This window comes from Cupriavidus sp. AU9028 (assembly GCF_019795295.1).
Taxonomy (GTDB): Bacteria; Pseudomonadota; Gammaproteobacteria; order Burkholderiales; family Burkholderiaceae; genus Cupriavidus.
In genome coordinates, this window is sequence record NZ_JAIMCG010000004.1 from 239,902 (window position 1) to 264,150 (window position 24,249).

22 protein-coding genes are annotated in these 24,249 nt (G+C 65.2%); 12 read left to right on the forward strand and 10 right to left on the reverse strand.

Going from position 1 to position 24,249, the window contains the following annotated elements; genetic code table 11:
• Positions 1–226: 226 nt before the first annotated feature.
• The 3 genes from slmA to argB all read right to left on the reverse strand — a co-directional run bounded on the left by slmA (position 227) and on the right by argB (position 2,910).
• Positions 227–967 carry a nucleoid occlusion factor SlmA gene (slmA, locus tag K6V06_RS06715; protein ID WP_222241285.1) on the reverse strand — a complete coding sequence of 247 codons (741 nt, stop codon included), beginning with the start codon at positions 965–967 and terminating at the stop codon, positions 227–229.
• Positions 964–1,884, reverse strand: a complete 921-nt coding sequence (locus tag K6V06_RS06720) for a pyrimidine 5'-nucleotidase (protein WP_370637412.1) — start codon at positions 1,882–1,884, stop codon at positions 964–966. Before K6V06_RS06720 ends, slmA begins: the two co-directional genes overlap by 4 nt.
• 108 nt (positions 1,885–1,992) lie before the next feature.
• Entirely contained in the window at positions 1,993–2,910 is a 918-nt protein-coding gene (gene argB, locus K6V06_RS06725) for an acetylglutamate kinase (protein ID WP_222241289.1), read from the reverse strand.
• Positions 2,911–3,167: 257 nt separating this feature from the next.
• Between argB and K6V06_RS20860 the strand changes: the two genes are divergently transcribed.
• A complete protein-coding gene (locus K6V06_RS20860) occupies positions 3,168–3,467 on the forward strand; it encodes a cysteine-rich CWC family protein (RefSeq protein WP_222241540.1) in 300 nt (99 codons plus the stop codon).
• 34 nt (positions 3,468–3,501) lie between these two features.
• Positions 3,502–4,461: a LysR family transcriptional regulator gene (locus K6V06_RS06735; protein ID WP_222241291.1), complete on the forward strand. Its 960-nt coding sequence runs from the start codon at positions 3,502–3,504 to the stop codon at positions 4,459–4,461.
• Between the two features lie 18 nt (positions 4,462–4,479).
• On the opposite strand, the gene K6V06_RS06740 is transcribed toward K6V06_RS06735, so the two are convergent.
• On the reverse strand, positions 4,480–4,944 hold the full coding sequence (locus K6V06_RS06740; RefSeq protein ID WP_222241293.1) for a copper chaperone PCu(A)C: 465 nt from the start codon (positions 4,942–4,944) through the stop codon (positions 4,480–4,482).
• A gap of 166 nt (positions 4,945–5,110) precedes the next feature.
• On the opposite strand from K6V06_RS06740, the gene K6V06_RS06745 reads away from it, so the two are divergent.
• Together K6V06_RS06745 and K6V06_RS06750 are read left to right on the forward strand one after the other, a co-directional pair.
• Positions 5,111–6,454, forward strand: a complete 1,344-nt coding sequence (locus tag K6V06_RS06745) for a sensor histidine kinase KdpD (protein ID WP_222241295.1) — start codon at positions 5,111–5,113, stop codon at positions 6,452–6,454.
• Positions 6,455–6,493: 39 nt separating this feature from the next.
• On the forward strand, positions 6,494–7,102 hold the full coding sequence (locus tag K6V06_RS06750; protein WP_222241297.1) for a response regulator transcription factor: 609 nt from the start codon (positions 6,494–6,496) through the stop codon (positions 7,100–7,102).
• A gap of 153 nt (positions 7,103–7,255) precedes the next feature.
• On the opposite strand, the gene K6V06_RS06755 is transcribed toward K6V06_RS06750, so the two are convergent.
• The 3 genes from K6V06_RS06755 to K6V06_RS06765 form a co-directional block, all read right to left on the reverse strand.
• Complete coding sequence (locus tag K6V06_RS06755) at positions 7,256–7,552, reverse strand: hypothetical protein (RefSeq protein WP_222241299.1); 297 nt, start codon at positions 7,550–7,552, stop codon at positions 7,256–7,258.
• A 164-nt stretch (positions 7,553–7,716) separates the two neighbouring features.
• On the reverse strand, positions 7,717–7,920 hold the full coding sequence (locus K6V06_RS06760; protein ID WP_222241301.1) for a CsbD family protein: 204 nt from the start codon (positions 7,918–7,920) through the stop codon (positions 7,717–7,719).
• Positions 7,921–7,998: 78 nt separating this feature from the next.
• Positions 7,999–8,583 (reverse strand): hypothetical protein, encoded by a 585-nt coding sequence (locus K6V06_RS06765; protein WP_222241303.1) that lies wholly within the window; start codon positions 8,581–8,583, stop codon positions 7,999–8,001.
• Positions 8,584–9,553: 970 nt separating this feature from the next.
• On the opposite strand from K6V06_RS06765, the gene K6V06_RS06770 reads away from it, so the two are divergent.
• Positions 9,554–11,266 carry a hypothetical protein gene (locus tag K6V06_RS06770; RefSeq protein ID WP_222241305.1) on the forward strand — a complete coding sequence of 571 codons (1,713 nt, stop codon included), beginning with the start codon at positions 9,554–9,556 and terminating at the stop codon, positions 11,264–11,266.
• The gene (locus K6V06_RS06775; protein ID WP_222241307.1) at positions 11,263–13,308 is read left to right on the forward strand and encodes a hypothetical protein; all 2,046 of its coding nucleotides are present in this window, start codon (positions 11,263–11,265) and stop codon (positions 13,306–13,308) included. The genes K6V06_RS06770 and K6V06_RS06775 overlap by 4 nt, the downstream gene beginning before the upstream one ends.
• Before the next feature lie 437 nt (positions 13,309–13,745).
• Here the strand turns inward: K6V06_RS06775 and hslU are convergent, their stop codons facing one another.
• The 3 genes from hslU to K6V06_RS06790 form a co-directional block, all read right to left on the reverse strand.
• Positions 13,746–15,077: an ATP-dependent protease ATPase subunit HslU gene (hslU, locus tag K6V06_RS06780; RefSeq protein WP_222241542.1), complete on the reverse strand. Its 1,332-nt coding sequence runs from the start codon at positions 15,075–15,077 to the stop codon at positions 13,746–13,748.
• Positions 15,078–15,156: 79 nt separating this feature from the next.
• Positions 15,157–15,693: an ATP-dependent protease subunit HslV gene (gene hslV, locus K6V06_RS06785; RefSeq protein WP_222241309.1), complete on the reverse strand. Its 537-nt coding sequence runs from the start codon at positions 15,691–15,693 to the stop codon at positions 15,157–15,159.
• A gap of 252 nt (positions 15,694–15,945) precedes the next feature.
• Positions 15,946–16,932 carry a tripartite tricarboxylate transporter substrate-binding protein gene (locus K6V06_RS06790; RefSeq protein ID WP_222241311.1) on the reverse strand — a complete coding sequence of 329 codons (987 nt, stop codon included), beginning with the start codon at positions 16,930–16,932 and terminating at the stop codon, positions 15,946–15,948.
• 272 nt (positions 16,933–17,204) lie between these two features.
• Between K6V06_RS06790 and K6V06_RS06795 the strand changes: the two genes are divergently transcribed.
• The 6 genes from K6V06_RS06795 to K6V06_RS06820 all read left to right on the forward strand — a co-directional run bounded on the left by K6V06_RS06795 (position 17,205) and on the right by K6V06_RS06820 (position 24,220).
• Positions 17,205–17,720, forward strand: a complete 516-nt coding sequence (locus K6V06_RS06795) for a Fur family transcriptional regulator (protein ID WP_222241313.1) — start codon at positions 17,205–17,207, stop codon at positions 17,718–17,720.
• Positions 17,708–18,775, forward strand: a complete 1,068-nt coding sequence (locus tag K6V06_RS06800; RefSeq protein ID WP_222241316.1) for a GTP-binding protein — start codon at positions 17,708–17,710, stop codon at positions 18,773–18,775. Before K6V06_RS06795 ends, K6V06_RS06800 begins: the two co-directional genes overlap by 13 nt.
• 416 nt (positions 18,776–19,191) lie before the next feature.
• The gene (gene dksA, locus K6V06_RS20660) at positions 19,192–19,875 is read left to right on the forward strand and encodes an RNA polymerase-binding protein DksA (protein WP_255581645.1); all 684 of its coding nucleotides are present in this window, start codon (positions 19,192–19,194) and stop codon (positions 19,873–19,875) included.
• A 223-nt stretch (positions 19,876–20,098) separates the two neighbouring features.
• A complete protein-coding gene (gene zigA, locus K6V06_RS06810; protein WP_222241318.1) occupies positions 20,099–21,427 on the forward strand; it encodes a zinc metallochaperone GTPase ZigA in 1,329 nt (442 codons plus the stop codon).
• A gap of 1 nt (position 21,428) precedes the next feature.
• On the forward strand, positions 21,429–21,857 hold the full coding sequence (locus K6V06_RS06815) for a hypothetical protein (RefSeq protein WP_255581646.1): 429 nt from the start codon (positions 21,429–21,431) through the stop codon (positions 21,855–21,857).
• Positions 21,858–22,105: 248 nt separating this feature from the next.
• Complete coding sequence (locus tag K6V06_RS06820) at positions 22,106–24,220, forward strand: TonB-dependent receptor (protein ID WP_255581647.1); 2,115 nt, start codon at positions 22,106–22,108, stop codon at positions 24,218–24,220.
• Positions 24,221–24,249 lie beyond the last annotated feature (29 nt).

A 24,249-nucleotide genomic window follows, 5' to 3' on the forward strand; every position in this document is an offset into this window, starting at 1 on the left:
CATCCGTTGCCGTCCGCTGCGCCGGCCGCCTGCAAGGGCAGGACGCCGACCAACCTCTTTAGCCGCATTTATAGTGGCAGACCGTGCCGATCCAATTCCTGGGATCCCGGTTGCCTCGCGCCCGCAAGCCAGTCATCAAATCGGCGCGATTCGGCGATTATAGAGCAAAAGCCGCGTTCATGGCCGCGAACCGGCCCGGCATGCGCGGTCCGGCAAGCCTCGGCCTTCAGGCCAGCAGGATGCGCAGTTGCCCGTCGATCTGGGCGACCGGCAGCTTGCGAAAGCCGCTCTTCACATAGCGGTGCCAGTGTCCCTGCACCGTGGCGACGATCAGCCCCGCCCGCAGCGCCACGTCGGCATCCGCGGGGAAGGCGCCCTGCGTCGCGGCGATCTTCAGGCACTGCCGCACCGACGCCTCGATCCGGTCCACCAGCTGGTTGATCCGCTCCTGCAGGCGCTCATGCTCGCCGACCAGCGCCTCTCCCGTCAGCACGCGCGTCATGCCCGGGTTCTTCTCGGCAAACGTCAGCAGCATCCGCACGATCGCGTGCAACTGCCGCAGCCCGTGCTCTTCCTGCGCGGTGATCTGGTTGATCAGCCCGAACACCGTGTGTTCGATGAAGGCGATCAGTCCTTCGTACATCTGGGCCTTGCTGGCGAAGTGCCGGTACAGCGCGGCCTCCGACACGCCCAGCCGGGCCGCCAGCGCCGCGGTCGTAATGCGCTCGGAACGGGGATGCTCGAGCATCGACGCGAGCGCCTGCAGGATCTGGACGCGGCGCTCGCCAGGCGGCGGGCGCTTCCGTGCCGTGGGTTCGGTGCTTTGTGCCGCCGCGGCAGCAGGGACCGAGGCCGCAACCGGAGCCGCCACCGGAGCCGCCACCCGCGCCGCCGCGTTAACCGTGCTCGCTACCGTCCGGCCCAATGCCTCATCTGGCTCGTTCTGACCCACATTGCTCTGCGTCATGACCCGATTCCCCGCATTCGTCGATGGAGTTGATTCGATGATTGTACTTTTATGTGCACATAGCGGGGGCGATGGGCCGGATTTGCCCGCTTCAGGCGGCGTGGCTGCGGCGCCTGGGTTTCCGCGGCGACGAGCGCAACGGCGTGTTCCTGCGCCGCGTGCGCGGCCTCGCCTGCGGCGTGGCGATGCCGCTCGCGCTCGGCATCCAGCACCGCCTGCGTGGCGGCATCGCGCGTCTCGCCGGCCGGCGCGGCATGGGGACGAGAGGGGGTCAGCGTGCGCAGATAGCCGGTGATCCAGGCCGTGCGAATGCCCAGGCCCTGGTAGCGCTTCAGATGCGAGACGGTGTCCTCGACCAGCACCGCACGCGACGGATCGACCCCGATCCGCGCCAGCCAGTGCCGCAGCATGCGCCGGTCCGGCTTGGGCCGCAGCTCGCCGTGCACCCACATCTGCTCGATCGCCACCACCCGCTCGAACATCCGCTCGATCCCGGCCACGCGCAGTACCGCGCGCGCGTACTCCTGCGGCGCGTTGGTCAGCAGCACCTTGCGGCCCGGCAGGCGCCGCAGCATGCGGGCAAGCCCCCGCTGCACGCGCACCATCGACGCCAGCTCGGGAAAATCATGGGCAGCGTGCAGGAACTCGGCGGGGTCCACGCCGTGATGCCGGATCATGCCCAGCAGTGTCGCCCCGTAGCGCTGCCAATAGTCGACGCGCACGCGGCTTGCCGTCGCCTCGTCGCAGCCCAGCACGCGCGCCACATAAGCGGTCATCTGCGCGTTGATGGCCGGAAAGATCGCATAGGAAGCGTCATGCAGCGTGTTGTCCAGGTCGAACAGCCACACCACGGGTCCGGCCTGGTTGCCGGCGGGCCGGCGCAGCAGGCGGTTCGGGGATCGGCGCGGACGCCGCAGCGGAAGAGGAGTCGGGGAGGAACGTTGTGGCACGGGAGGCGGCGACCCGCGCTCCAGGCGCGGTCGCCATCCGGCGCTTCCCGCGTGAAGCGCGGCCGCCCGTTGGTATCAGTGCGACCGGATCATGGTGCCGAACGCCTGTTCGGTCAGGATTTCCAGCAGCAGCGAATGTTCGATACGACCGTCGATGATGTGGACCGAATTCACGCCGCTCTTGGCCGCATCCAGCGCCGAAGAAATCTTCGGCAGCATGCCGCCGGAGATGGTGCCGTCCGCGAACAGCTCCTCGATTTCGCGTGCGGACAGGTCGGTCAGCAGGTTACCCTTCTTGTCCATCACACCGGGGATATTGGTCATCATCACCAGCTTCTCGGCCTTCAGGATCTCGGCCATCTTGCCGGCGACCACGTCGGCGTTGATGTTGTACGCCTGCCCGTCATCGGAGAAACCGATTGGCGAAATCACCGGAATGAAGGCGTCGTCCTGCAGCGCCTTGACCACCGCCGGATTGATCGCCTCGATGTCGCCCACGAAACCGATATCGATGAACGCGCCCGGATTCTCGCGATCCGGCATCTTCAGCCGCTTCGCGCGGATCAGGCCGCCGTCCTTGCCGGTCAGGCCAACCGCCTGGCCACCGTACTGGTTGATCAGCATCACGATGTCCTGCTGGACCTCGCCGCCCAGCACCCACTCGACCACTTCCATGGTCTCTTCATCGGTGACGCGCATGCCCTGGATGAAGGTGCCGACCTTGCCCACCTTCTTCAGCGCCTCATCGATCTGCGGGCCGCCGCCGTGCACCACGACGGGGTTCATGCCGACCAGCTTCAGCAGGATCACGTCGCGCGCGAAGCCGTGCTTGAGCTTCTCCTCGGTCATCGCGTTGCCGCCGTACTTGACCACGATCGTCTTGCCATGGAACTTGCGGATATAGGGCAGCGCCTCGGCGAGAATTTCGGCCTTGAGGGCGGGGGCGATGGCAGCCACTGCAGTTGCGGTGGGCCCGGAGGATTCGGAGTTCATGGCAATCCGTTAGGAATCAACGAGTATCATGGCGACGCCGCGACAGCGTCGTGCGGTCGATCGCCGCGGCCCTGCATTGCGCGCTTTTCATCACGCAGGAGCCGGGGGGCCCCGCGGCAGGCGCCGATTTTACAAGAAACGGAACCTGGCGCGCGGCGCCTGTCACACTGGGCCCCGCACAGGCTTTCCCAACCGCAAAAGATACCGTTCCCTGGGGCGCGAGCGTCCGTTTCGCACAACAGCCCTTGCTTTTCGTCATGGCTTCGCAACATCCGCGCCAGTCGCCAACCACCTTGCCGCCAGCTGCTGGCGATACCGCTGTCCGCGCAAAAGCCAAGGAGGCGAGCCCCGCTTTCGCCACCGTGCTGACCGGACAATTGCGCCCGGTCGAGCGCTGCGCGAATTGCTGGGGCGGCTTCGTCTGCGGTTATGCGGCCGGACTTGGGCATTGCTGGTGTACCGCGCAGCCCTTGCCAGCGGCTCGGCTGATCGTGCCGACCCGACATTGCCTCTGCCCAGCCTGCCTGGCCCGACGCCAGGGGGCGGCGGACAAATAGTTCGCACAACCACCAAGCGGTTATCATTCTTCCCATGAATAGCCTGCGCAACGTCGACCTGAACCTGCTGGTCGTGCTCGAAGCCCTGCTGGCCGAGCGCCATATCTCCCGTGCCGCACTGCGCCTGCAACTGAGCCAGCCTGCCGTGAGCCACGCGCTGGCCCGGCTGCGCCAGCTGCTTGACGACCCGCTGCTGGTGCGCGGCCAGGGTGGGCTCGTGCTGACGCCCCGCGCCCACGCGCTCGCCGAACCGCTTGCGCAAGCGCTGGCGCAGGTGCGCATCCTGCTGGGCCCGGCCGGCTTCCAGCCCGCCACTGCCCGGCGTACCTTCAGCGTGGCGATGACCGACCATGCCGCGCTGGCGGTATTGCCCGCGCTGCTGCGCACCGTGCGCAAGGCCGCACCGGGGATCGAACTGGTCGTCATGCAGGCCAGCACGGAAGCGATGACCGCCGAGGTTGCCGAAGGACGTGCCGAGCTGGCCATCGGCGATTTCGCCTTCATTCCGGACGATATCCGTTCGGTGCGGTTGTTCGAGGAAGACTATGCCTGCGCGGTGGATGCGACCACCGTCCGGGGACAAGGGCGTCTTGACGCCGTGGCCTATCTGGCGCGCTCTCACGTGCTGGTCAGCAGCCGGCCCGCGGCCCATGCCGATCCGCTGTCGAGCCATGCCGATCCGATCGACGCCGCCATAGCCCGGCACAACGGCCGGCGCAAGATCGCCTGCGTGGTGCCCCATGCCGGCCTCGCGCCGGCCCTGATCGCTGGGACCAACCTGGTGCTGACGGCACCGCGCCGCGCGCTCGCCGCACTGGCGGACGATCCGGCTTTCGCCGTCTTCGATCCGCCCCTGCCGCTGCCCGCGTTCACCGTCAGCGCCATCTGGCCCGCTCGCCTCGACGCGGACCCCGCCCACCTGTGGTTGCGCGAGCGCGTCGCCGCCGCCTGCGAAAGCGCGCCGCGCGAACAGACCATCAGCCTGCGCGGCTGACGCTCCGGCGCGTCCCGCTCAGTGCTGGTGCCCCTTGGCGCCGTGCGCCGCGGCGGGCGCGGTGAGCGCGCGCACCTCCGCGTTGACGGTCTTCTCGGTTACCTTGCCGCCCTGCTCGATCTTCAGCGTCAACGGTACCGACTCCCCGGCCTGCAGCGGCTTCTTCAGCCCCAGCAGCATCACGTGATAGCCATTCGGCTTCAGCTCGACATCGGTCATCGCAGGCAGCGGCAGCGCGTCGACCGCCCGCATCCGCATCACGTTGTCTTCCATCTTCATCTCGTGGACTTCCGCCGTGGTCGCCGCAGGCGTACTGACGCCCAGCAGGCGAGCCGGCGTGTGCGCGTGCAGGGTCATGAAGACGCCGGTTGCCGTCTGCGCCGGCACCGTTCCGCGCGCCCAGGCATTGCTGACATCGACCTGCGCGAACGTCGCAGTGGAAAACAGGGCCGCGCAAAGAGCGGTACACAGCTTGGCTTGCATGGAATGACCTCGGTGACAAAGCGGTAATTAGAACACGGACACCGCCCATGCCTTGCCGGACACGCGCGTGACGTCACCCGCAGTCTCGCACCCGGCGCGGCTACGCCCAATGCGGCACGGTGTCGCATTCCCACGCCGGCGCACCCGGCATTGCTACACTGCCGCCATGCTCCGCCTCGCCTCCTACGCACCCGACCCCGGACGACACGGCCTGCTGCGCCTGCGGCGCCTGTACCGGCTGCGCTGGGGCGTATTGGCGGGACAGATCGCCCTGCTGCTGATGGCCAACGGGCTGGCCGGGCTCTCGCTGCCGCTGCGGCCCCTGCTGCTGATCTTCCTGCTGCAGGCGCTGTTCAACGCGTTGACCGCGTTCCGGCTACGCCAGCACGGCCAGCGCGACACGGTCCCGACCGACACCGAACTGATGGGCCAGCTGCTGGTCGACCTGACCGCGCTGTCGGCCATCCTGTTCTTCACTGGCGGCGCAACCAATCCCTTCGTCTCGTTCTACCTGCCGGCCCTCGCGCTCGCCGGCGCCATCCTGCCGTGGAAGCAGGCCGCGGCGCTGGCGATCTACGCATTGGCCGGCTACACGCTGATGTTGTTCGAGTACGTGCCGCTGCATCTGCACAACCCGAACGACGCGATTCACTACCACCTTGCCGGCATGTGGCTGAACTTCGTGGCCGGCGCCATCATGATCGCCGTCTTCGTCGCAAGGCTCGCCGGCGGCCTGCGCGAGCGCGACGACGAGCTCAACCGGGCCCGCGAACGGCTGCTGAACGAGGCCCGCGTCGAAGCCCTCAATGCGCAGGCGGCCACCGTCGCCCACGAGATCGGCACCCCGCTCGCCACCCTGGCCGTCATCGCCGGCGAACTGCGTGCCGATGCCGCCGATCCGCGCCGGGGCAACACGCCTGTGCGCGACTACCTGCCCGATCTGCGCGTCATCGAGCAGCAGCTCGCGCTGTGCCGGACCATTCTTGCGCGGCTGCGCGAAGACGAGCAAAGCACCGCGCAACTGCCAGCCGGCGACTGGCTGCCGCGCTTCACCGCAGGCTGGCGGCTGCGCCACCCGCAGGCTGCGCTGGACGAACGGATCGCGCCGGACGCCGCGGCGCTCCCGGTAGACCCTGCGCGGACCGCACAGATGCTCACCATCCTTCTGGACAACGCCGCGCGCAGTCACCATGCCGCGGGGCAGGAGGACACGCCGATCGCACTGACCATCAACGTCCAGCGCGACAATGGGCGAGTCCACCTGATTTTCCGCGTCAGCGACCGCGGCACCGGCATCCCCGCCGCGTTGCGGGCAAGGCTGGGCGAAGCGCCGGTCGCAAGCTCGCATGGCGGCCATGGCATCGGCGCCTACCTCGCGCAAAGCGCTGCCCAGCAAATGGGCGGTCGCGTCCAGTGGCAGGACCGGGAAGGCGGCGGCACCGTCGCCGAACTGCGTCTGCCGCCCCAGGGCACCCATGCCCCTGCAGGGCGGCCACGGCGGGCGGCATGACCGCCGACCGCCCGCGCCGCCGTTGGTCGTAAACGAACCATGAACAGTCCCGCAAGCCCCTTCACCCGAGACATGTCCGGCCACGGCAGCTTCCTGGTCGTCGACGACGACCCTATCTTCGCCGGCACACTCGCGCGTGCGCTGACGCGCCGCGGCTTCTCGGTACAGGTCGCGCACAGCCGTCAGCAGGCGCTCGCCTTCGCCACCCAGTACCGCTTCGATTTCATCACGCTGGACCTGCACCTTGCCGCGGCCCCGGATGCCGGTTCGACCGCCGCAGCCGATTCCGGTCTGCACCTGGTCGCCCCTCTGCGCACGATGATGCCCAACGCCAGGATCCTCGTGCTCACCGGCTACGCCAGCATCGCCACCGCCGTTGCAGCGGTCAAGCAAGGGGCGGACGAATACCTGGCCAAGCCGGCCAACGTCGACTCCATCCTCGCCGCGCTCACCAGTGGCGTTTCGCAGCAGGTCGCGGAAGCCGCGCTGGAGGACCCGCTACCGCTGTCCGTGCCGCGCCTCGAGTGGGAACACATCCAGCGCGTACTCGCCGAGCACAACGGCAACATCTCCGCCACCGCCCGTGCGCTGAACATGCATCGGCGCACCCTGCAGCGCAAACTGTCCAAGCGGCCGGTATCGCGCTGAACGCGGCCCGCTTCACCGGGTCCGTTCCAAAAGCAAACGGGCCTGCCGAAAAGGCAGGCCCGTCTTTCATTCTTTCCCGGGGCAGCGCCAGAGGTGACCGCGCTTGCCCAACGTCCTGGACGAAGACTCGACGCCATTGCGCTCCTTGCCGGCTCAAAGCCGCAACTGCACGTATTGCCAACCCATATCCTCGCCGCCCAGTTCTTCGGCGACTTGCAGCGCATCGAAAGCGTGCCGCTGCGAGCGGGGGCCAAATGGAACGGACTCACCCGCGAACACGGCATGGCTCAATACCACGCCCTCGTCCCGACTCTGCGCTACTGCTGCCTGCATCGGCACGACCGGTGCGGCTTCCTCCGCGACGCCCGTTCCCGTGCCCACACAGAGAAACGCGGTAGCGGCGGTGATCACGCTCAGGACTCCCGCCGCCGTCAAACCGATATGTTTCATTTTTTACCCCTCCCTGTTTGCCGCCGTGTCCGCTGGCAAAGCCTGCCGTGCCGCGCGGCCGTATCGTTCTCCAGTGCAGCTGCCCCTGGGGCAATCCCCGAAGGAGCGGTACTTTGGCACCCGAGAACAGGCCGCGCCAGCACGCTTACGGACGCTTACGCGGCTTACCAGCGCGTGTCACGTTCCCATGCGCTCAGTTCATCTTCCACGCGCTCCTTGCTATAGCCGTAGCGCTCCTGGATGCGACCCGCAAGCTGATCGCGCTTGCCATTGATCATCGTCAGGTCGTCGTCGGTCAGGTCGCCCCACTTCTCCTTGATGCGGCCCTTCACTTGTTCCCATTTCCCTTCCATCTGGTCCCAGTTCATGATCCACTCCTCTGATGATTGCGGCTTGCAAACCCGCGGCGCCGCAGCGCCGCGGAACCCTTCCGGCCTGGCTCTGCTTTAGCGGCCGTACTTCGCCTTGACGTCGGCCTCGCACTTGTCCTGCGCATCGCCCGACATCGCGTCGCACTTCTCCTTGTCAGCCTTGTAGGCAGCGTCCATCGTGTCCTTGCGCGCATCGCGGCGCGTTTCCGCCACGTCGCCCGCAGTGCCGCCAGTCGCCGCTTCGCGGCGCACCTTGGCGTCGCCCAGCGCCTTCTCGTGCGCGGCCTTCGCCTCCTTCATGCAGACGTCCTTCTGATTGCCCTTGCGGTCGTCGCAGCGCTCCTTCGCGACCTCATAGTCCGCGTCCGCCTTCGTCTTCGCGGCCTTGGCGCGGGCAGCATCGGTGCCATCGCGGCGGGCCTCGGCCTGCGCGCGGGCCACATCGCGATCCCGCTTCGCTTCGGCTTCGCAGATGTCCTCCGCGTTGTCCTTCAACGAATCGCATCGAGCGATCGCTGCCTTGTAATCGGAGTCCGCACGGGAAACCGCTGCGTCATAGTCGGCGCGATTGCCTTGCGTCGCGCCTTGCGCAAACGCATAGCCCGCCGGAGCGGCAACCATCATCGAGCACACAGCGGCAGAGAGCCATTTCTTCATCATCTCGTTCTCCTTTTTGTCATCGTTCCGGCGGCACGTCCCGGCCCGGCGGAGGGCCTGAAAGCGGGCGCGCCGCCCTTGATACGAATGGTATGAAACACCCTGGCAGGGCCGCAGACGGGGGGTTCCGAAAGGGGAGTAAGACGATTCCCACATGTGCGCTGAAATGCACGCACCAGGGAAACCGCCACGGCCGTGCCCGAGTTGCTTGCCGTGAGCGGCAAGTCCTGCCGGCGTACAAAAGCGCAAGTCTTCGCCGCTCGTGGCGGGACTGGCCCGGGGCGCGGCATTAGATTGGGCAGCCGTCATCGCCACCGGTCGTTGCGCTTTCCCGACGACGGCAATCCCTTCGGGAATCCTCCTTCTTCTCACGAACCTCACACCGCCATGCCCACGACATCGCACGTGCCCTCGACACGCGATCGCATTCCGCCCCCTCGTCCCCGACTGCGCCCGGATGCGCACCCCGTCATGATTGGCCAGGCCGCTCGTCTAGAACTCCCCGCCCGGCATATCGACGTGGCGACAGCGCCGATCGACGTGTTGCTCGACATCGAAGAGACACTTTCCCGGGAGCAACCATGCTGAGAACCATTGCGAACCTGATCCGGAAATCCGCCATGCGGGCACGCGCCAGCAAACGGGCGCGCGAAAGAAAGCGATGCCAGGAACAAGTGTGCGTCGCTCGCCCCGGTCATGGCCATCGGCCGGGCGCCGCCCCCCAACTCGGCAAGACGCCATCCACATCTGACAAGTAGCTGCCCGGCAAGGAAACGTGGCCGCCTGCTCGCCAGCCATCGGCAGGCGGCGCTGCACTGCAAGAAGGAAGGCCAAAAACATAAATCGGTGAAGTTTCGGCACAGGAGTGCCAAATGTCCGCGCAGTAGATTGGCAGTCAGCACTGACATACACGCTCGTCGGCAACACAGCGACGAAGCAGATCAGTGTCAACACAGCCGCGGAGGGACAACAAGTGAGCAGAGTCGGAGCCGGTGCCATCGCACAGCAGGCCGGGGGGCCTGCCGAAGCCAGTTCGACAGCCCCATCCGGCCGCTTTCGACACTTCAAGGTCCAGCTTCCCATCGATGCCAATACGTGGGCCCGTGTCATCTTCTACGGCACCTGGTGTATCGACGCGGCCACCCGTGCTGCCGGTCTGCTCGGCCCCAGCCTCGCGGTTGCCGTCCCCGCGCTCTCCGTCGCGCTGCATGCCGCCAAGCTATTGGGTTACGCCCTCTCCTCTGCGGAGGGCCCCGTCGCCTTGTTCGACATGATCACGGCGAAGGTGAGACTCGTGAATGCCGGGAAAGAGATGTCGCGGCACTTCGCCGCACACCAACGCGTGCTGGACAACCTGAAATTGCGGAGTGCCAGACTGCAGCAGAAAAAGGACCGCAAGGCAGAAGCAAGAGCGCTGCGCGAGCAGGCGAACCTGCTTGGGGGATCTGCGGCAGAAGCATCGGCTGCCGCCTGTGGGGCCGAAGAACAGGGTGCAGCCGAGCAGTACGAACGGGAAGCAGCGGACCTGGCTGCCATGGCACTCGAAACCACGCTCGAGAAAGTGCCCTTCCCCGAGAAGCAAGATTGCGATGGGCACCTTGCCTATCAAATCGCAGAAGCGTGCTCGCAGCGAACCCGCTCCTACACGTCGTCAAAGATCGCTTGCTTGCGGGACCTTGTGATTCAAGGGATCAAGGTGGCGTTCGAGCTAACCATCGCAACCGCACTGGAACTCGGCAAGTTCACGGCGGGCGCCATTGCTTCCGGTCTCGGTGTCGTCATGGGCATCGCCCACACCGTTCAGGGCTACTTCGACTACAGGACCGCGATCGGTGAGAAGACCTCGATCCAGGCCGCAAGGGCGCATATCCAGGAATGCAAGGCGAAGGTGATCGCCGCCGGAAAACAGGAACGCCTCAAGCGCGAGAACGTCGAGGGCATCAGGAAGATGATGAAGGCGAGCCTGGGCCGCAAGCTCAATGAGGCCAACGTGAACTCGTGGTGGGCGCGCATTCGGATGGCCTATGGAGGGCTGTCCATCGCGAACGGCGCCATAGCGGCAGGGCTGGCAATCGCGCTAGCGGTTGGCGTGACCACAGGCTGGGTGGTTGCAGCGCTTGCTGTCGTAACGGCGGTCATCGCCGTTGCTGGCGCCTTATGGCTGCTGTTTGCGGTTTGCAAGCTTCTGGCACGCTGGTGGATGAACGCGCCCGACCGCAGGGAGATCAGGGAACTGGAGAAGCACGTTACTGAACGACCGGATTTGCCCAGCGGCGAGCTCGACCATATGGGACTGGAAGACTTGCGGAAGCTGAAGCCAAAGCTCTTCTCATCCGATGACAGGAATCTCCGGTTCGGCGCAGCGCTCCTTGTTGCGCATCTGCAAGACAACGGAGCGAAAGGATCCAAGGCGAGAGAGGACCGGCTTGCTGCATCGTCCATGCTGGAAGCTTGTGGCGTCCCCAAGGAGACAAGGTCACTGCTCAAGCGGGCCTCCTTCGCGACTGCCCGGAAGTTCGTGTACGAGCACCTCGCCGGAAACCTCACCCAAGCGATCACGCCTGAAGCTGACACAGCTTCCCGGGATATGAATTCTCCCGCTTCCGGCTCCCAGATCTACGCTACCGGCGAAGCTGCACCCGCGCCGACTACCGACGCCGGCGCTTATGCCGGCGCCTCCTCTTGAACACTGAAGCGGAAATCACCATGCCCATACACGCATTGAGTGCTGCCATCGATACGAGATACATCGAGCAACCGATATCGCGCGACAATCGTCGTCCTTTCTTTGGCGCAGGCGAGGGCGACAGTGGCTCGTTGCCTGCGCCTCGTCGCATGGCTGGCGCCCCGCCGCAATGCACCCTCACTCTGGGAAAGCTGCCCTGCTCGGTGCTTGTCCGCTTCGCTGACAGATACCTGACTGCAAGAGAACGGGAAGCGCTAAGCCTCACGAGCCACGGCTTTCGCCGAGCATTGAACGGGCTGGTGGCCCGCGACCACATAGGAGCCAGATTGCCCTTTGCGGTTACGTTCTCCGGCTTCAAGCGTCTTTTGCACACGGTGGCAGCTGTCACGCCAGCCGAGCGGCTCAAGCTCCTTCTGGTTCTCGCGCACACCCTCAAGCAACTGCCTGGACCGCATATGAAGCGTGCTGCCCAGGCACTGCTTGCCACCGAAGACGGAAGAGAGACCTCCAAACGGGCAGCATTGATATGCGAGATGGCTTCGTCCCTCGAGAGAATCTACGGAATCCCGTCGCTCTCGCGTCATGAAACACTGCGTCTCGAGAAGTTTCTATGGGACGAGGCCCAGGATCTTTCTCCGAGGGAGCGAGGGCGCGTTCTCGGTTGCTTACTGCAGCAAGGCGCGGACAATCTGCTCAAGCCTGCGGATCTATCCGCGTGGCTGGACGCGCTCTATGAGTCGCCACCGTTAGGGCGGTCGTCCTTGCTTAGCGGTCTGGCGGGGTCATGTCAGGCGATCAGAGGTTATCGGGCCTTTTTTCGCTCGGACGAAAGCGGAACGAAAGTATGGAAGGACTTGCTCGAGCTTGCTCTGAAGCTCCCTCCCGGTCTCAGCGAGGCTCCTCTGGAGGCGCTGGCGAACGCAGCTCAGGCGATCACCCGATGGGATCCCGGCTTATGGGATCTGCTACTGCGTGTTGCCGCTCGCCGCCCGGAAGCGGACCGTGCCGCCATCTACGGCGGAATGACGTCGATCCTTGCGCCAGACCCTGACGCCCCCAAACGCTGCCACTTCGATCTGCTGTTGGACCGCATGATGGCGCTCCCAAGCAAGTACTGGCCTCGGATGTTTGACAAGATGGCTTATGCGCTCGCGGCACAAAGGTCGCAATCGCACCGGGCCAAGGACCTTGTCGATGTTTGCCTCGAGCAGCTTCCTCCCGACACGAGGATCGAGCCGATTCTCAGGTACTTCAGGGCCGGCAAAGAATGGCACGACTACGACAACTATCTGGTCGGGCACGTGTTGAACAGACTGGACGGTCTTGGTGCACTGGAGCAGGCGAAGATCTTGCACGAGTGCGGAAGGCACATAACCACCCACGACACCCTGTCCCTGGCCCTCAAGAGAACAGCATCCCTGTCGCCGGAGCTTCGCCATTGGTTCGCGGCCGGGCTGCTGCGCAACAGGATGATGCTGACGAGCGCGAGCGGCCGCCAGGCTATCGACGCTGCAATCATGCCCATATTGGAGCAGACGCCGCCGGAGGATCGTGCCGCCTCGCTGCTCCATCTCCTGCTCTTCACCATAGATGTCGATGATGAAGAGGAGGATGCAACTGTCATGAATCTCGAACTATCCGAGCGCACGTGGAGGTCGGTCAACGAGTACATCGATGCCCTGTCCATACCGAGCCAGGCATCCCTGCTCTACCAGTTCATCACCCAGCTATCCTACGCTGAGACTCCGGCCTGGAACTGGGCGCTCGCGAGAGCGACGGCACTTCCCAGGGCCTACCAGCCCAAGCTGATCCATGCGCTGGCTTCCGTATCCGAGATGAAGGAGCGGGTCAAGGCCTCGACGGTACAAACCCTGACCAAATCGATCATGGCTCTCCCCGCTGGCTACCGGGCCTTGCCGGTTCACGCGATAGACAAGGCTGTCGGCGGCATCAACGGCTGGTTCAGCGTCAGCGGCTACTTGAGTGCGATCTATAACTTGTGCAGACTGCGGTTCTCGCTGCCCCCGGAAGATGGCCTTTGATTGCGGGAGAGCCCTTGGCGGGTGTATCCGTCAAGCGAGAAGAACATTTCGGCGTGGAAAGTAAAGCGCAGAGGCAGCGCGGTTTCCTATAAGAGCGCCCGGAAAGCAATAGCGAAGGTCGATGCGTGGCCTAACATCAGCAGGACGACGACGCGGGTTTCAATCTGTGCCGATCGAACGCCGTTCTTCCTACACAGAATCGCATGCATTGAGCGTCGGCATAAAGCACAACGGGGATCGAGTAAGGGAGTGAGCCTGGGTAGGCGCCGAGGGGTCAGCGGAGGATTGCTGGTCCCGACGGCGCCTTTTTTTGTAGTGCGCCCAGCCATCATCCGGCCCTTGCAGTGCCTGCGAAGGTGCCATGAAAAAAGGCGACGGACACGGGCGGAGCCGTGGTCCGTCGCCCTTGCTGACATCAAGGCACGACAGGGTAACGATCAGAGAACGTAGCGCGACAGATCTTCGTTCGCGGACAGGTCGCCGAGACGTTCATCGACGTATGCGGCGTTGACCGTTACGGTCTCGCCGCTCACGCGGCTCGCGTTGAAGGACAGGTCCTCCAGAAGCCGTTCCATGACGGTGTACAGGCGGCGGGCGCCGATATTCTCGACCTTCTCGTTGACCGCGTGGGCGATCTCGGCGAGGCGCCGGATGCCATCGTCGGCGAATACGAGGTTGACGTCTTCGGTCTCAAGCAGGGCCTGGTATTGCTTGGTCAGGCTGGCGTCCGTCTGCGTCAGGATCGCTTCGAAATCGGCAACCGACAGGGATTCCAGTTCGACGCGGATCGGGAAGCGCCCCTGCAGCTCGGGGATCAGGTCGCTCGGCTTGGACAGGTGGAAGGCGCCGGATGCGATGAACAGGATATGGTCGGTCTTGACCATCCCATACTTGGTATTCACCGTAGTCCCTTCAACCAGCGGAAGCAGGTCGCGCTGGACGCCCTGACGCGACACTTCCGCGCCGCCGACATCGCTGCGGCTGGCGATCTTGTCGATCTCGTCGAGGAAGACGATGCCGTTCTGCTCGACGTTGGTCAGCGCCTTGTGCTTGAGATCCTCGTCGTTGACGAGCTTGGCCGCTTCTTCGTCGATCAGCAGCTTGAACGCTTCCTTGACCTTCATCTTGCGGCGCAGCTTCTTGCCCTGGCCCAGGCCAGCGAACATGCCGCGCAACTGCTCGGTCATGTCTTCCATTCCCGGCGGCCCCATGATGTCGAGGCTGGGGATGGCGGCAGCGACCTCCAGCTCGATTTCCTTGTCATCAAGCTGGCCTTCGCGCAGCTTCTTGCGGAAGACCTGGCGCGTGTTGTTGTCCTTCTCTTCCGGCTGGGCAAAGCCAATGTCGCGCGGCGGAGGCAGCAGCACATCGAGCAACCGGTCCTCGGCGGCATCTTCGGCGCGAGCACGGACCTTCTTCATTTCGGATTCGCGCGTTTGCTTGATGGCCATCTCGACGAGGTCGCGCACGATGGTATCGACGTCGCGACCGACATAGCCGACTTCAGTGAACTTGGTTGCCTCGATCTTGATAAAGGGGGCATCGGCCAGCTTGGCCAGGCGACGGGCAATCTCGGTCTTGCCGACGCCGGTAGGCCCGATCATCAGGATGTTCTTGGGGGTGATTTCTTGGCGCAGGGGCTCGGCCACCTGCTGACGGCGCCAGCGATTGCGCAGTGCGACGGCGACGGCCTTCTTCGCCTTGTTCTGGCCGATGATGTGTTTGTCGAGTTCGGAAACGATTTCCGAAGGCGTCATGGTATGTGGCATGGATGTTCTTTCGGTGATGGCTGTAGCCCGGAGGCCCTGCGCCACCCAGGCGGGTCGCAGGGCAGGACGCCGATGTCGCTTACTCGAGCGACTCGATCACGAAGTTGGTATTGGTGTAGATGCAGAGTTCGCCGGCGATGCCCAGCGATTTTTCGACCACATCCCGCGGGGACAGGTCGGTGTTCTCCACCAGGGCCTTTGCGGCCGATTGCGCGTAGGCGCCGCCGGACCCGATTGCGGCAATGCCGCCCTCCGGATCGAGCACGTCGCCGTTGCCAGTGATCACCAGGGTGGTGTCGCGATCAGCCGTGATCAGCATGGCCTCGAGGCGTCGCAGCGCGCGGTCCGAGCGCCAGTCCTTGGCGAGGTCCACGGCGGCCCGGGTGAGATTGCCCTGGTACTTCTCCAGCTTGGCTTCGAAACGGTCAAGCAGCGAGAACGCGTCTGCGGTACTGCCGGCAAACCCGACCAGGACCTTGCCGTTGTAGATGCGACGGACCTTGCGGGCGGTGCCCTTCATCACGATATTGCCCAAGGTGACTTGTCCGTCACCGCCAAGCGCCACCTGGTTTCCGCGCCGGACGCTGACAATCGTTGTGCCGTGATACTGTTCCATGGTCGTTCAGTGATTGGTTCAGTCAGCTACTTGGCGACGCCCGGACCGAATTCAAGTGTGAGGACGGGGGAGGATGCGCGCAGGCATTCCTGCCACTATATAGCGGGTGCGGGGCCGGCTTTGTCGTCCTGTGCCGCGACCAATAAAAAAGGCCATGCTTGCGCATGGCCTTTTTGCCGCCTGGCGGGGCGACTGTAACGCTTCTGCCACCTTGCCCCTGCAACGTCACACTGCAGGGGCCAGCGACAGCGATCAGTCCGCGTAGACGCCCGCCTTCTGGATCACCGGGGTCCACTTGTTGATTTCGCTGGCGAGGAAGGTACGCAGCGAATCCGGAGTGGCGCGCTGCGCGGGCACGGCCTCGGCGCCGAGTTCGGCCATCTTGGCGCGGAAGCCCGGGTCGGTCACGGCTTTCTGCAGGGCGGCGGACAGCTTGTCGATGACCGGCTTGGGTGTGCCCTTCGGTGCATACATCGCGTGCCAGATCTTGACTTCGATATTCGGCAGGCCTTGCTCCGCAGCGGTCGGGATGTCCTTGAAGGCCTCGACGCGGCGCGACTGCATGGTGGCGTACGGCTTCAGGGAGCCCGCCTTCAGCTGGCCCGCCAGGTTGGTGGTCTGGTCGCACATCAGGTTGACTTGGCCGCCCATCAGGTCGGTCAGTGCCGGGGCGGTCCCCTTGTACGGCACCGTGGTCATTTCAGTCTGGATCCCGCTCATGAAAAGCAGGCCGCACAGGTGCGAGGCCGAGCCGATACCGGCGTTGGCCAGCGACATCTTGCTGGCATTGGCCTTGATGTACGGAAGCAGGTCGCGGAAGGTGTTCGGCGGCAGGTTCTTGTTGCCGACCAGCACCATGGGCACGTCGGCGATTTCGCCAATGTATTCGAAGTCCTTGAGCGGATCGAAGCCAAGGTTGCGGTACAGGGCCGGAGCGGTGGACATGCCGATATGGTGGATCAGCACCGTGTGGCCGTCGTTCTTCGACTGGAAGACCTTCTTGGCGCCGATGGTGCCGCCGGCTCCGCCCAGGTTTTCGATGACCATGGTGGCGCCCAGATGCTTGGACATGACCATGGCCAGCTCGCGGGCGACCTTGTCGGTCGGGCCGCCGGCAGCGAAGGGGACTACCGCCGATACCGGGCGGCTGCCCGGGAATTCCTGCGCCTGCGCAACACCTTGTGCGCCCAGTGCTACAAAGGCGAGAGCCGCCGCTACCGATTTCGCTACTTGTTTCATTATTTCTCCTGATTACCCTGCCCCGTCCGGTTGCAACGTCCGCCCGGCATTGAATCGCCCTGGCGAACCCGAATTCCGGCGTCTCCGCCCCCCATTCCGGGGGGATCCCGGGCGTATTTCCCGAGTCTCGGATAGGAGCGCATGCTAGCAACCGGATATGGCACCAAATATCAGGAAATACCCGCCCTGTTCCATCGGGCCTGCACCGCCGGGCTGAACCGCCCTGTCGCAACTGAATTGCAACACGGGGGCTGCTATGGTTAAATCGCCCCATGCCAATGACCGATACGAGCCAGTCGCCTGCGTTCCAGGCCGCCGAGGAGCGTTTGCGTGCCCTCGGTGCCCGGGTGACGCAGCCGCGACTCTCCATCCTGGCGTGTCTGATCGATACGGGAGTCCCCTTGACGCACCAGGCCGTCATCGACCGGCTGCCCGCCGATGGCGCCATCGATCGGGTGACGGTGTATCGGGTACTCGACTGGCTGGTGGAACAGGGGATGGCGCAAAAGCGGGCCGGCAACGACCGGGTCTTCCGCTTCTCCCTGATCGAGCACGAGGCCGCGCGCGCCGAAGTCCATCGGCAGCACAACCACTTCCACTGCAGCCGCTGCGACAGGACCTTCTGCCTGGAAGGCCAGAGCGCGCCTGCGCCTCAGGCCGCTCCGGACCTGCCGAGCGGCTTCGCCATCGAGCATATTGAACTGACCGTCAACGGCGTTTGCGCCGAGTGCGGGACGCGTACTGCGTCCGCGCCCCCCTCCTCCGGAGAAACAACATGTCAAAACTGATCCCGGTCACGATCCTGACGGGCTTCCTGGGCAGTGGCAAGACGACCTTGCTCAAGCGGATTCTCAATGAACAGCACGGCATGAAGATCGCCGTGATCGAGAACGAATTCGGCGAAGAGAACATCGACAACGAAATCCTCGTCCAGGACGGCCGGGAGCAGATCGTGCAGATGAGCAACGGCTGCATCTGCTGCACCATCCGTGGCGATCTGGTGCAGGCGCTGTCGGATCTGATCAGCCGCCAGGACGCCGGGGAGATCCAGTTCGACCGGGTAGTGATCGAGACCACTGGCGTGGCGAACCCCGGTCCGGTGGCGCAGACCTTTTTCATGGATGACGAGATTGCGTCCCGCTATCTGCTGGATGCGGTGGTGACCCTCGTCGATGCCAAGCATGCGGACCAGCAGCTGGACAAGCAGGAGGAAGCGCAGCGCCAGGTCGGTTTTGCCGACGCCATTTTCATTACCAAGGCGGATCTGGTGTCGGACGCAGAGATTGATGCGCTGCGTCATCGCCTGTTGCATATGAATCCGCGCGCGCCGATCGGCACGGCGCATTTTGGCGAAGCGCCGATCGAGTCGATTTTCGACCTGCGCGGTTTCAACCTGAACGCCAAGCTGGAGATCGATCCGGATTTCCTGAAGGCGGAGGAACACGACCACGAGCATGAGCATGACGAGCACTGCGGCGACGACTGCGGTCACGATCACGGTCATGCCCACGGCAGCGCCCACGATCACCACCACCATCACCACCATACCGACCGCATCGGCTCCTTCGTATTTCGCAGTGACAAGCCCTTCCATTACGAGCGGCTGGAGCAGTTCCTGTCCGGCATCCTCAGTGTGTATGGCGAGCGCCTGCTGCGGTACAAGGGCGTTCTCTATATGGAGAACGTGGATCGCAAGGTCGTTTTCCAGGGGGTGCACCAGCTGATGGGCAGCGACATCGGTGGCAAATGGGAAGACGAAACGCCGGGCACCAAAATGGTGTTCATCGGCGTGGATCTGCCCAAGGATGCCATCCTGAAGGGGCTGGCGAACTGCCTGGCCTAGGGTCGCACCGGAACCTCGGCGTACCAACAGGGCAGCCGCCGGCCACGGGTCGGCGGCTGTGTCGCTTTTGTGAAAACTGTCGGAGATGGTCTGCGGAAGCGCTGCCCATTCTTGCAAAAGGCGGTTTCGGCACCGCGGGTGGGTGAAATACCTAACCATCTGTCCGGTTTTCTCTGGTATCTCCCGGAAATTTGTTCAAGTACAATAGGCCGGCTCGATTGGGGGCGGTCGCCAGATCCGGCCCGGATCGCAGTCGGACGGCAGTACGTCGTCGGCATGAGACGGGCCGTCCCTGGTGCGGCTGCTGGTCCATGCGGGGGGCAATCTGTACGCGCGCGGACCTCCGAGGCCGCATCGACGGAGCGTTGCCGAAGTGCGCAACGGTAGCGATGTCGATTGATGCCGGAGAAGGTCCCATGGTAGCCGCAGCAAAAACGAAAGATGGCCGCAGCACGACCGCTCGGGTTGCGGCCGATACGTCCGAGGCGCAGGCGGAGAAATCTGCGCCCACTTCCCGCAGCGGTTCGGTGCAGACCACGGCCGGGGAGAAAAAGGGGGGCACGCGTAGCAGCAAGACTGCAGCCAGCCAGAGTGAAACTGTCGCGACGCAACAGCGGACCGACACTGCATCCGAGCGGAAATCGCCGCCGGTCGCATCAACAAGAGAATCAGCAGCAACCATGAGCAGCAATAAACTTCTGACTGAAGCTGAAATCCTGAAGATGGGCGACAAGGATTATATGAACGAGGCTCAACTGGCCTTTTTCAAGAATCGCCTTGAACAGCTGCGCGATGAAATTCTGAAGAACGCTGACCAGACGACCGAGCACCTGCGCGAAACGGTGATCGTGCCGGATCCGGCGGACCGCGCCACCATCGAGGAAGAGCACGCGCTGGAGCTGCGTACGCGGGATCGCGAGCGCAAGCTGCTGAAGAAGGTTGAGCAATCGCTGGCGCGCATCGAGTCCGGCGACTACGGCTGGTGCGAGGAAACCGGTGAACCGATCGGCGTACCGCGCCTGCTGGCTCGCCCGACCGCGACGCTGTCGCTGGAAGCGCAGCAGCGGCGCGAACTGCGTCAGAAGCTGTTCGGCGACTGATTCTCGCTAGGCGCGCCCCTGTTGCAAAACGGCCCGGTCATCCGGGCCGTTTTTCTTGTAGGGCCAGAAAAACCGCTGGGTATCGGCCGGACACGTTTTCCGAGGTGCAGGCAAGCTATGCTGTCTTTGCCGCCTGCAGCGGCTTTCTGCTACAGTTGCAACCTTGTTGCAAAAACAGCTGCCAGATCTCCGCCTGCGCGGAGGTCACAACACTTGATTCGTCATGGCCGATCGCCTCCCCGTCACCGTCCTGTCCGGCTTTCTTGGCGCCGGCAAGACGACGCTTCTGCAGCACGTCCTGGCAAACCGCGCGGGCAAGCGCGTGGCAGTGATCGTCAACGACCTGGCGGAGATCAATATCGATGCCCGGCTGCTTGACGATGCCGCGCTCAGCCAGACCGGAGAACGGCCGGTGCAGCTGTCCAACGGCTGCATCTGCTGCACGCTGCGGGAGGACCTGCTGCAACAGGTCGCGGCCCTGGCGGCGGCGGGCCATTTCGAGTATCTGCTGATCGAATCGACTGGCGTAGCCGAGCCGCTGCCGATCGCCGAGACCTTTACCTTCGAGGACGAGAGCGGCAAGACGCTGGCCGAGGTGGCGCGGCTGGACACCATGGTGACGGTCGTGGACGCGGCACATTTCCTCGCCGATTTCGAACAGGCGGACTTCCTCGAAGAGCGCGGCCAGGCGCGCGATGAGGACGACGACCGCACGGTGGTGGACCTGCTGATCGAACAGGTCGAATTCTGTGACGTCATCGTGCTCAACAAGCTCGATCTGGTGGACGAGGCGACGCGGCAACGGCTCGCTGCGCTGCTTCATGCGCTGAACCCGCGCGCCGAGATCGTACCGGCGCGGTTCGGCGAGGTGCCTCTCGACAAGATCCTGAATACCGGCCGCTTCGATTTCGAGGCCGCGGCGGCGGCGCCCGGCTGGCTTGCCGAGCTGCGCGGCGAGCACGTACCGGAGAGCGAGGCGTACGGCATCGGCAGTTTCGTCTATCGGCGCCATCGCCCCTTTCATCCCCAGCGCTTTGCCGACCTGATCGAGACGGACTGGATGCGCGAGCACGGCAAGGTACTGCGCTCCAAGGGCTTCTTCTGGCTGGCCACCCGCATGGATACGGCAGGAAGCTGGAGCCAGGCCGGCGGCGTCTGCCGCCATGGCGGCGCCGGTTTCTGGTGGGCCGCTCTGGACCCCGAGGAATGGCCACAGGACGAAGAGGGCCGGGCGGCAATTCAGGCCGACTCGGAAGTCGATGGCGTGCCCTCCCCCTTCGGAGACCGGCGTCAGGAACTGGTACTGATCGGCCAGGCGCTGGATCGCACGGCGCTCGAAGCGAAACTGGACGCCTGCCTGCTGTCGGATGCGGAGATGGCGGCCGGGCCGGATCAATGGGCAAGCCTTGCCGATCCGTTCCCGTCATGGCAGGACGAGGATCCGCATGCCGATCAAGGGGCGGGTAGCGCCGATCATGATCATGCGCACACGCACGAGCACGGTGCCTGCGACTGCCACGAGCCTCACCGCCACGGCGGTCATGCGCACTGAAATGCCGTCCCGGTTGAGGCGGCGACTGCACGCACTGGCGATCTGGCTGGTGCTGTCGCTGCTGGCCGCGCAATGCGCAGGCCTGATTCACCGGGTACGGCATGCCGGCGGGGAAGCGGCCGCGCAGCAGCCCTTGGTCCTCAAGGCCGGGGCAGGGGCTGCCGTTGGCACAAGCCATGCCGTTGCGGGCCGGCCCCTCATCCGCGCCGATGACGGGACCGGGCACGCGGCCCTGCAGCATGCCGGCCATTCCTGCGTCCTCTTCGATGCCGCTGCGATGGCCGATGCCCATTGCACGCTGCCCTCGCCGCTCGCGTTGTCGCACGAGCGGCCCCGGCTGCCGCTGGCCCTGGACTGGCGCTGGCCGCATCTCCCTCCTGCCCGCCCCTTCCTGACGCGGGCGCCTCCTGCCGCTGGGCTCGCTGCCTGAGCTTGCAATCGAGTCCCCACTTGCGCCGTCATCGGCCGCCGCCAGCCTGATGCTCGCGCATGGTGGCAATGGCTGACGACCCGGCTCGCAAGCAAGGCTCGTCCTTCCCATCCCCGCTGCCCGCCGCCGGCGCCCCTGCCAATCCCCTGGGGGCCGGACGACGGCCGATATCGGCCTGGCCGCGGGGCGAGACCGCCCGTTCGCTCCTTGCCAAAATGACTCTCCACGTCCGTTTCCCACGGCTGCGCATGACCCCGCTTGCCGCCGCCGTCTTTCTGCTGTCGATTTGCCCCGCCGCCCTGGCGCAATCCGCCGCCCAGCTCGGCGCTGCCACCTCCCCCGCCTCCGCGCCCGCTTCGGAACAGGTATTGAAGGAAGTGGTGGTGACCGCCAACCCGCTGGGCAGCGAACTGAACGAACTGGTGCCGCCGGTCTCCGTACTCCAGGGTGACGCCCTGACGCTGCGCCAGCAGAGCACCCTTGGCGAAACGCTGAACCAGTTGCCCGGCGTCAGCTCCACCTACTTCGGCCCGAACTCGAGCCGGCCGGTGATCCGCGGCCTGGACGGCGACCGCATCAAGGTGCTGGAAAACGGCGGCTCCAGCCTGGACGCCGCCACACTGTCGTACGACCATGCCGTTCCGCTCGATCCGCTGGTGGCCGAGCAGATCGAAGTGGTGCGGGGGCCGGCCGCGCTGTTGTATGGCGGCAATGCGATTGGCGGGGTCGTGAACGTGATCGACAACCGGATCCCGCAGGCGCCGCTGGAAGGGGTCAGCGGAAGGACCGATATCGGTGCGACGGCGGGAGGCGACGCCGGGCGCAACGCCAGCGGACTGATCGAGGCCGGCAATGGCCGCTTCGCCGTCCATGCCGACGCCTTTGCGCGTCGTACCAGCGACCTGCGCATCCCTGGCTTTGCCCGCAGCGACCGGCTGCGCCGGGAGCAGCCGCTGGAGGACGGCGAGGCGGAGGCACGCCACCGGCTGCCCAATACCAATGCGAGCCAGGAGGGCGGCGCGCTGGGCGGCTCCTATACCTGGGCGGACGGCTTCGTCGGCGCCAGCTACAGCGCCTACCGCAACGAGTACGGCACGCCCGCCGAGGATGCGGTGCGGCTCGACATGAAGCAGGACAAGTTCGCGCTGGAGGGCGAGGCGCGCAACCTGGCCGGCGGCACTGGCGGGCTGCTGGAGTCGATCAAGGCCCGGGTTGGCTACACCGACTACGAACACAAGGAGATCGAAGGCGGCGAGACCGGCACGGTGTTCCGCAATCACGGCTGGGATGCCCGGGTGGAGGCCCGGCACGGCCGTATCGGCATGATGACCGGGGTGATCGGTGCCCAGTTCGGCGCGAGCCGCTTTTCCGCCCTTGGCGAAGAGGCGTTCGTACCCGGCAGCGACACCGACAACGCCGCGCTCTTTGTCTTCGAAGAGCTTCCGCTCGACGCGGCGGGCGACGTGCGCCTCAACCTGGGCGGTCGCATGGACCATACCGCGGTCAAGGCGCGCGCGGGAGACAACGCACGCTTTGCCGACAGCGATCGGCGTTTCAATGCGGGCAGTGCCTCGGCAGGTCTGCTGGTCAAGCTGGCGCCGGCATGGTCCCTGACCTCCAATCTCGCCTATACCGAGCGTGCCCCAACCTTCTACGAGCTTTACGCCAACGGCCCGCACGTCGCCACTGGCGCGTGGGAACAGGGCGATCCCAATGCCAGCAAGGAGAAGGCAACGTCGTTCGATCTCGGCCTGCGCTTCCGTCAGGGGCCGCACAGCGCGTCGGTCAGCGGCTTCTATAGCCGCTTCTCCAACTATCTGGCGCTCTCGGCCACCGGCGCCGCGCGCGACGAGGAAGGGGAACTGGTCGCCCCCGGCAGCGCGGGGGCGCTGCCGGAGTATCGGTACCTGGGCATTCCGGCCACGCTCTACGGCATCGAAGCGCAGGGCAAGACCCGGCTCGGGCAGAAGCTGTTCACCGGCACGGACACGCTGGACCTGGAGACCCGCGCCGATTATGTCCGTGGCGAGAACCGGGATACCGGCGAGCCGCTGCCCCGGCTGGCCCCGCTGCGGCTGGGCGCGGCGCTCGCCTATGGCGCGGGGGCGTTCGGCGCGCGGCTCGAGGTGAACTGGTCCGCGCGGCAGTCACGCGTGCCCACCGCCGACACGCCGACCGACGCGTACACCATGCTTGGCGTGGCGCTGACCTACAAGCTCCGCGCCGGGCGCACGCAGACGCTGGTGTATCTGCGCGGCGACAACCTGACCAACGAAGAGGCGCGCAACGCCACGTCGATCCTGCGGGATGTCGCGCCGTTGCCCGGCCGCAGTGTCAAGGTCGGCTTGCGGACCACCTTCTGACTGCCGCGCGGCTGCACGACGATGGCGCA

Coding starts and splice junctions, on each gene's coding strand:
- slmA (WP_222241285.1), bottom strand. CDS start 967: ATGACGCAGAGCAATGTGGGTCAGAACGAGCCAGATGAGGCATTGGGC.
- argB (WP_222241289.1), bottom strand. CDS start 2,910: ATGAACTCCGAATCCTCCGGGCCCACCGCAACTGCAGTGGCTGCCATC.
- K6V06_RS20860 (WP_222241540.1), top strand. CDS start 3,168: ATGGCTTCGCAACATCCGCGCCAGTCGCCAACCACCTTGCCGCCAGCT.
- K6V06_RS06735 (WP_222241291.1), top strand. CDS start 3,502: ATGAATAGCCTGCGCAACGTCGACCTGAACCTGCTGGTCGTGCTCGAA.
- K6V06_RS06740 (WP_222241293.1), bottom strand. CDS start 4,944: ATGCAAGCCAAGCTGTGTACCGCTCTTTGCGCGGCCCTGTTTTCCACT.
- K6V06_RS06745 (WP_222241295.1), top strand. CDS start 5,111: ATGCTCCGCCTCGCCTCCTACGCACCCGACCCCGGACGACACGGCCTG.
- K6V06_RS06750 (WP_222241297.1), top strand. CDS start 6,494: ATGAACAGTCCCGCAAGCCCCTTCACCCGAGACATGTCCGGCCACGGC.
- K6V06_RS06755 (WP_222241299.1), bottom strand. CDS start 7,552: ATGAAACATATCGGTTTGACGGCGGCGGGAGTCCTGAGCGTGATCACC.
- K6V06_RS06760 (WP_222241301.1), bottom strand. CDS start 7,920: ATGAACTGGGACCAGATGGAAGGGAAATGGGAACAAGTGAAGGGCCGC.
- K6V06_RS06765 (WP_222241303.1), bottom strand. CDS start 8,583: ATGATGAAGAAATGGCTCTCTGCCGCTGTGTGCTCGATGATGGTTGCC.
- hslU (WP_222241542.1), bottom strand. CDS start 15,077: ATGCCACATACCATGACGCCTTCGGAAATCGTTTCCGAACTCGACAAA.
- hslV (WP_222241309.1), bottom strand. CDS start 15,693: ATGGAACAGTATCACGGCACAACGATTGTCAGCGTCCGGCGCGGAAAC.
- K6V06_RS06790 (WP_222241311.1), bottom strand. CDS start 16,932: ATGAAACAAGTAGCGAAATCGGTAGCGGCGGCTCTCGCCTTTGTAGCA.
- K6V06_RS06795 (WP_222241313.1), top strand. CDS start 17,205: ATGCCAATGACCGATACGAGCCAGTCGCCTGCGTTCCAGGCCGCCGAG.
- K6V06_RS06800 (WP_222241316.1), top strand. CDS start 17,708: ATGTCAAAACTGATCCCGGTCACGATCCTGACGGGCTTCCTGGGCAGT.
- dksA (WP_255581645.1), top strand. CDS start 19,192: ATGGTAGCCGCAGCAAAAACGAAAGATGGCCGCAGCACGACCGCTCGG.
- zigA (WP_222241318.1), top strand. CDS start 20,099: ATGGCCGATCGCCTCCCCGTCACCGTCCTGTCCGGCTTTCTTGGCGCC.
- K6V06_RS06815 (WP_255581646.1), top strand. CDS start 21,429: ATGCCGTCCCGGTTGAGGCGGCGACTGCACGCACTGGCGATCTGGCTG.
- K6V06_RS06820 (WP_255581647.1), top strand. CDS start 22,106: ATGACCCCGCTTGCCGCCGCCGTCTTTCTGCTGTCGATTTGCCCCGCC.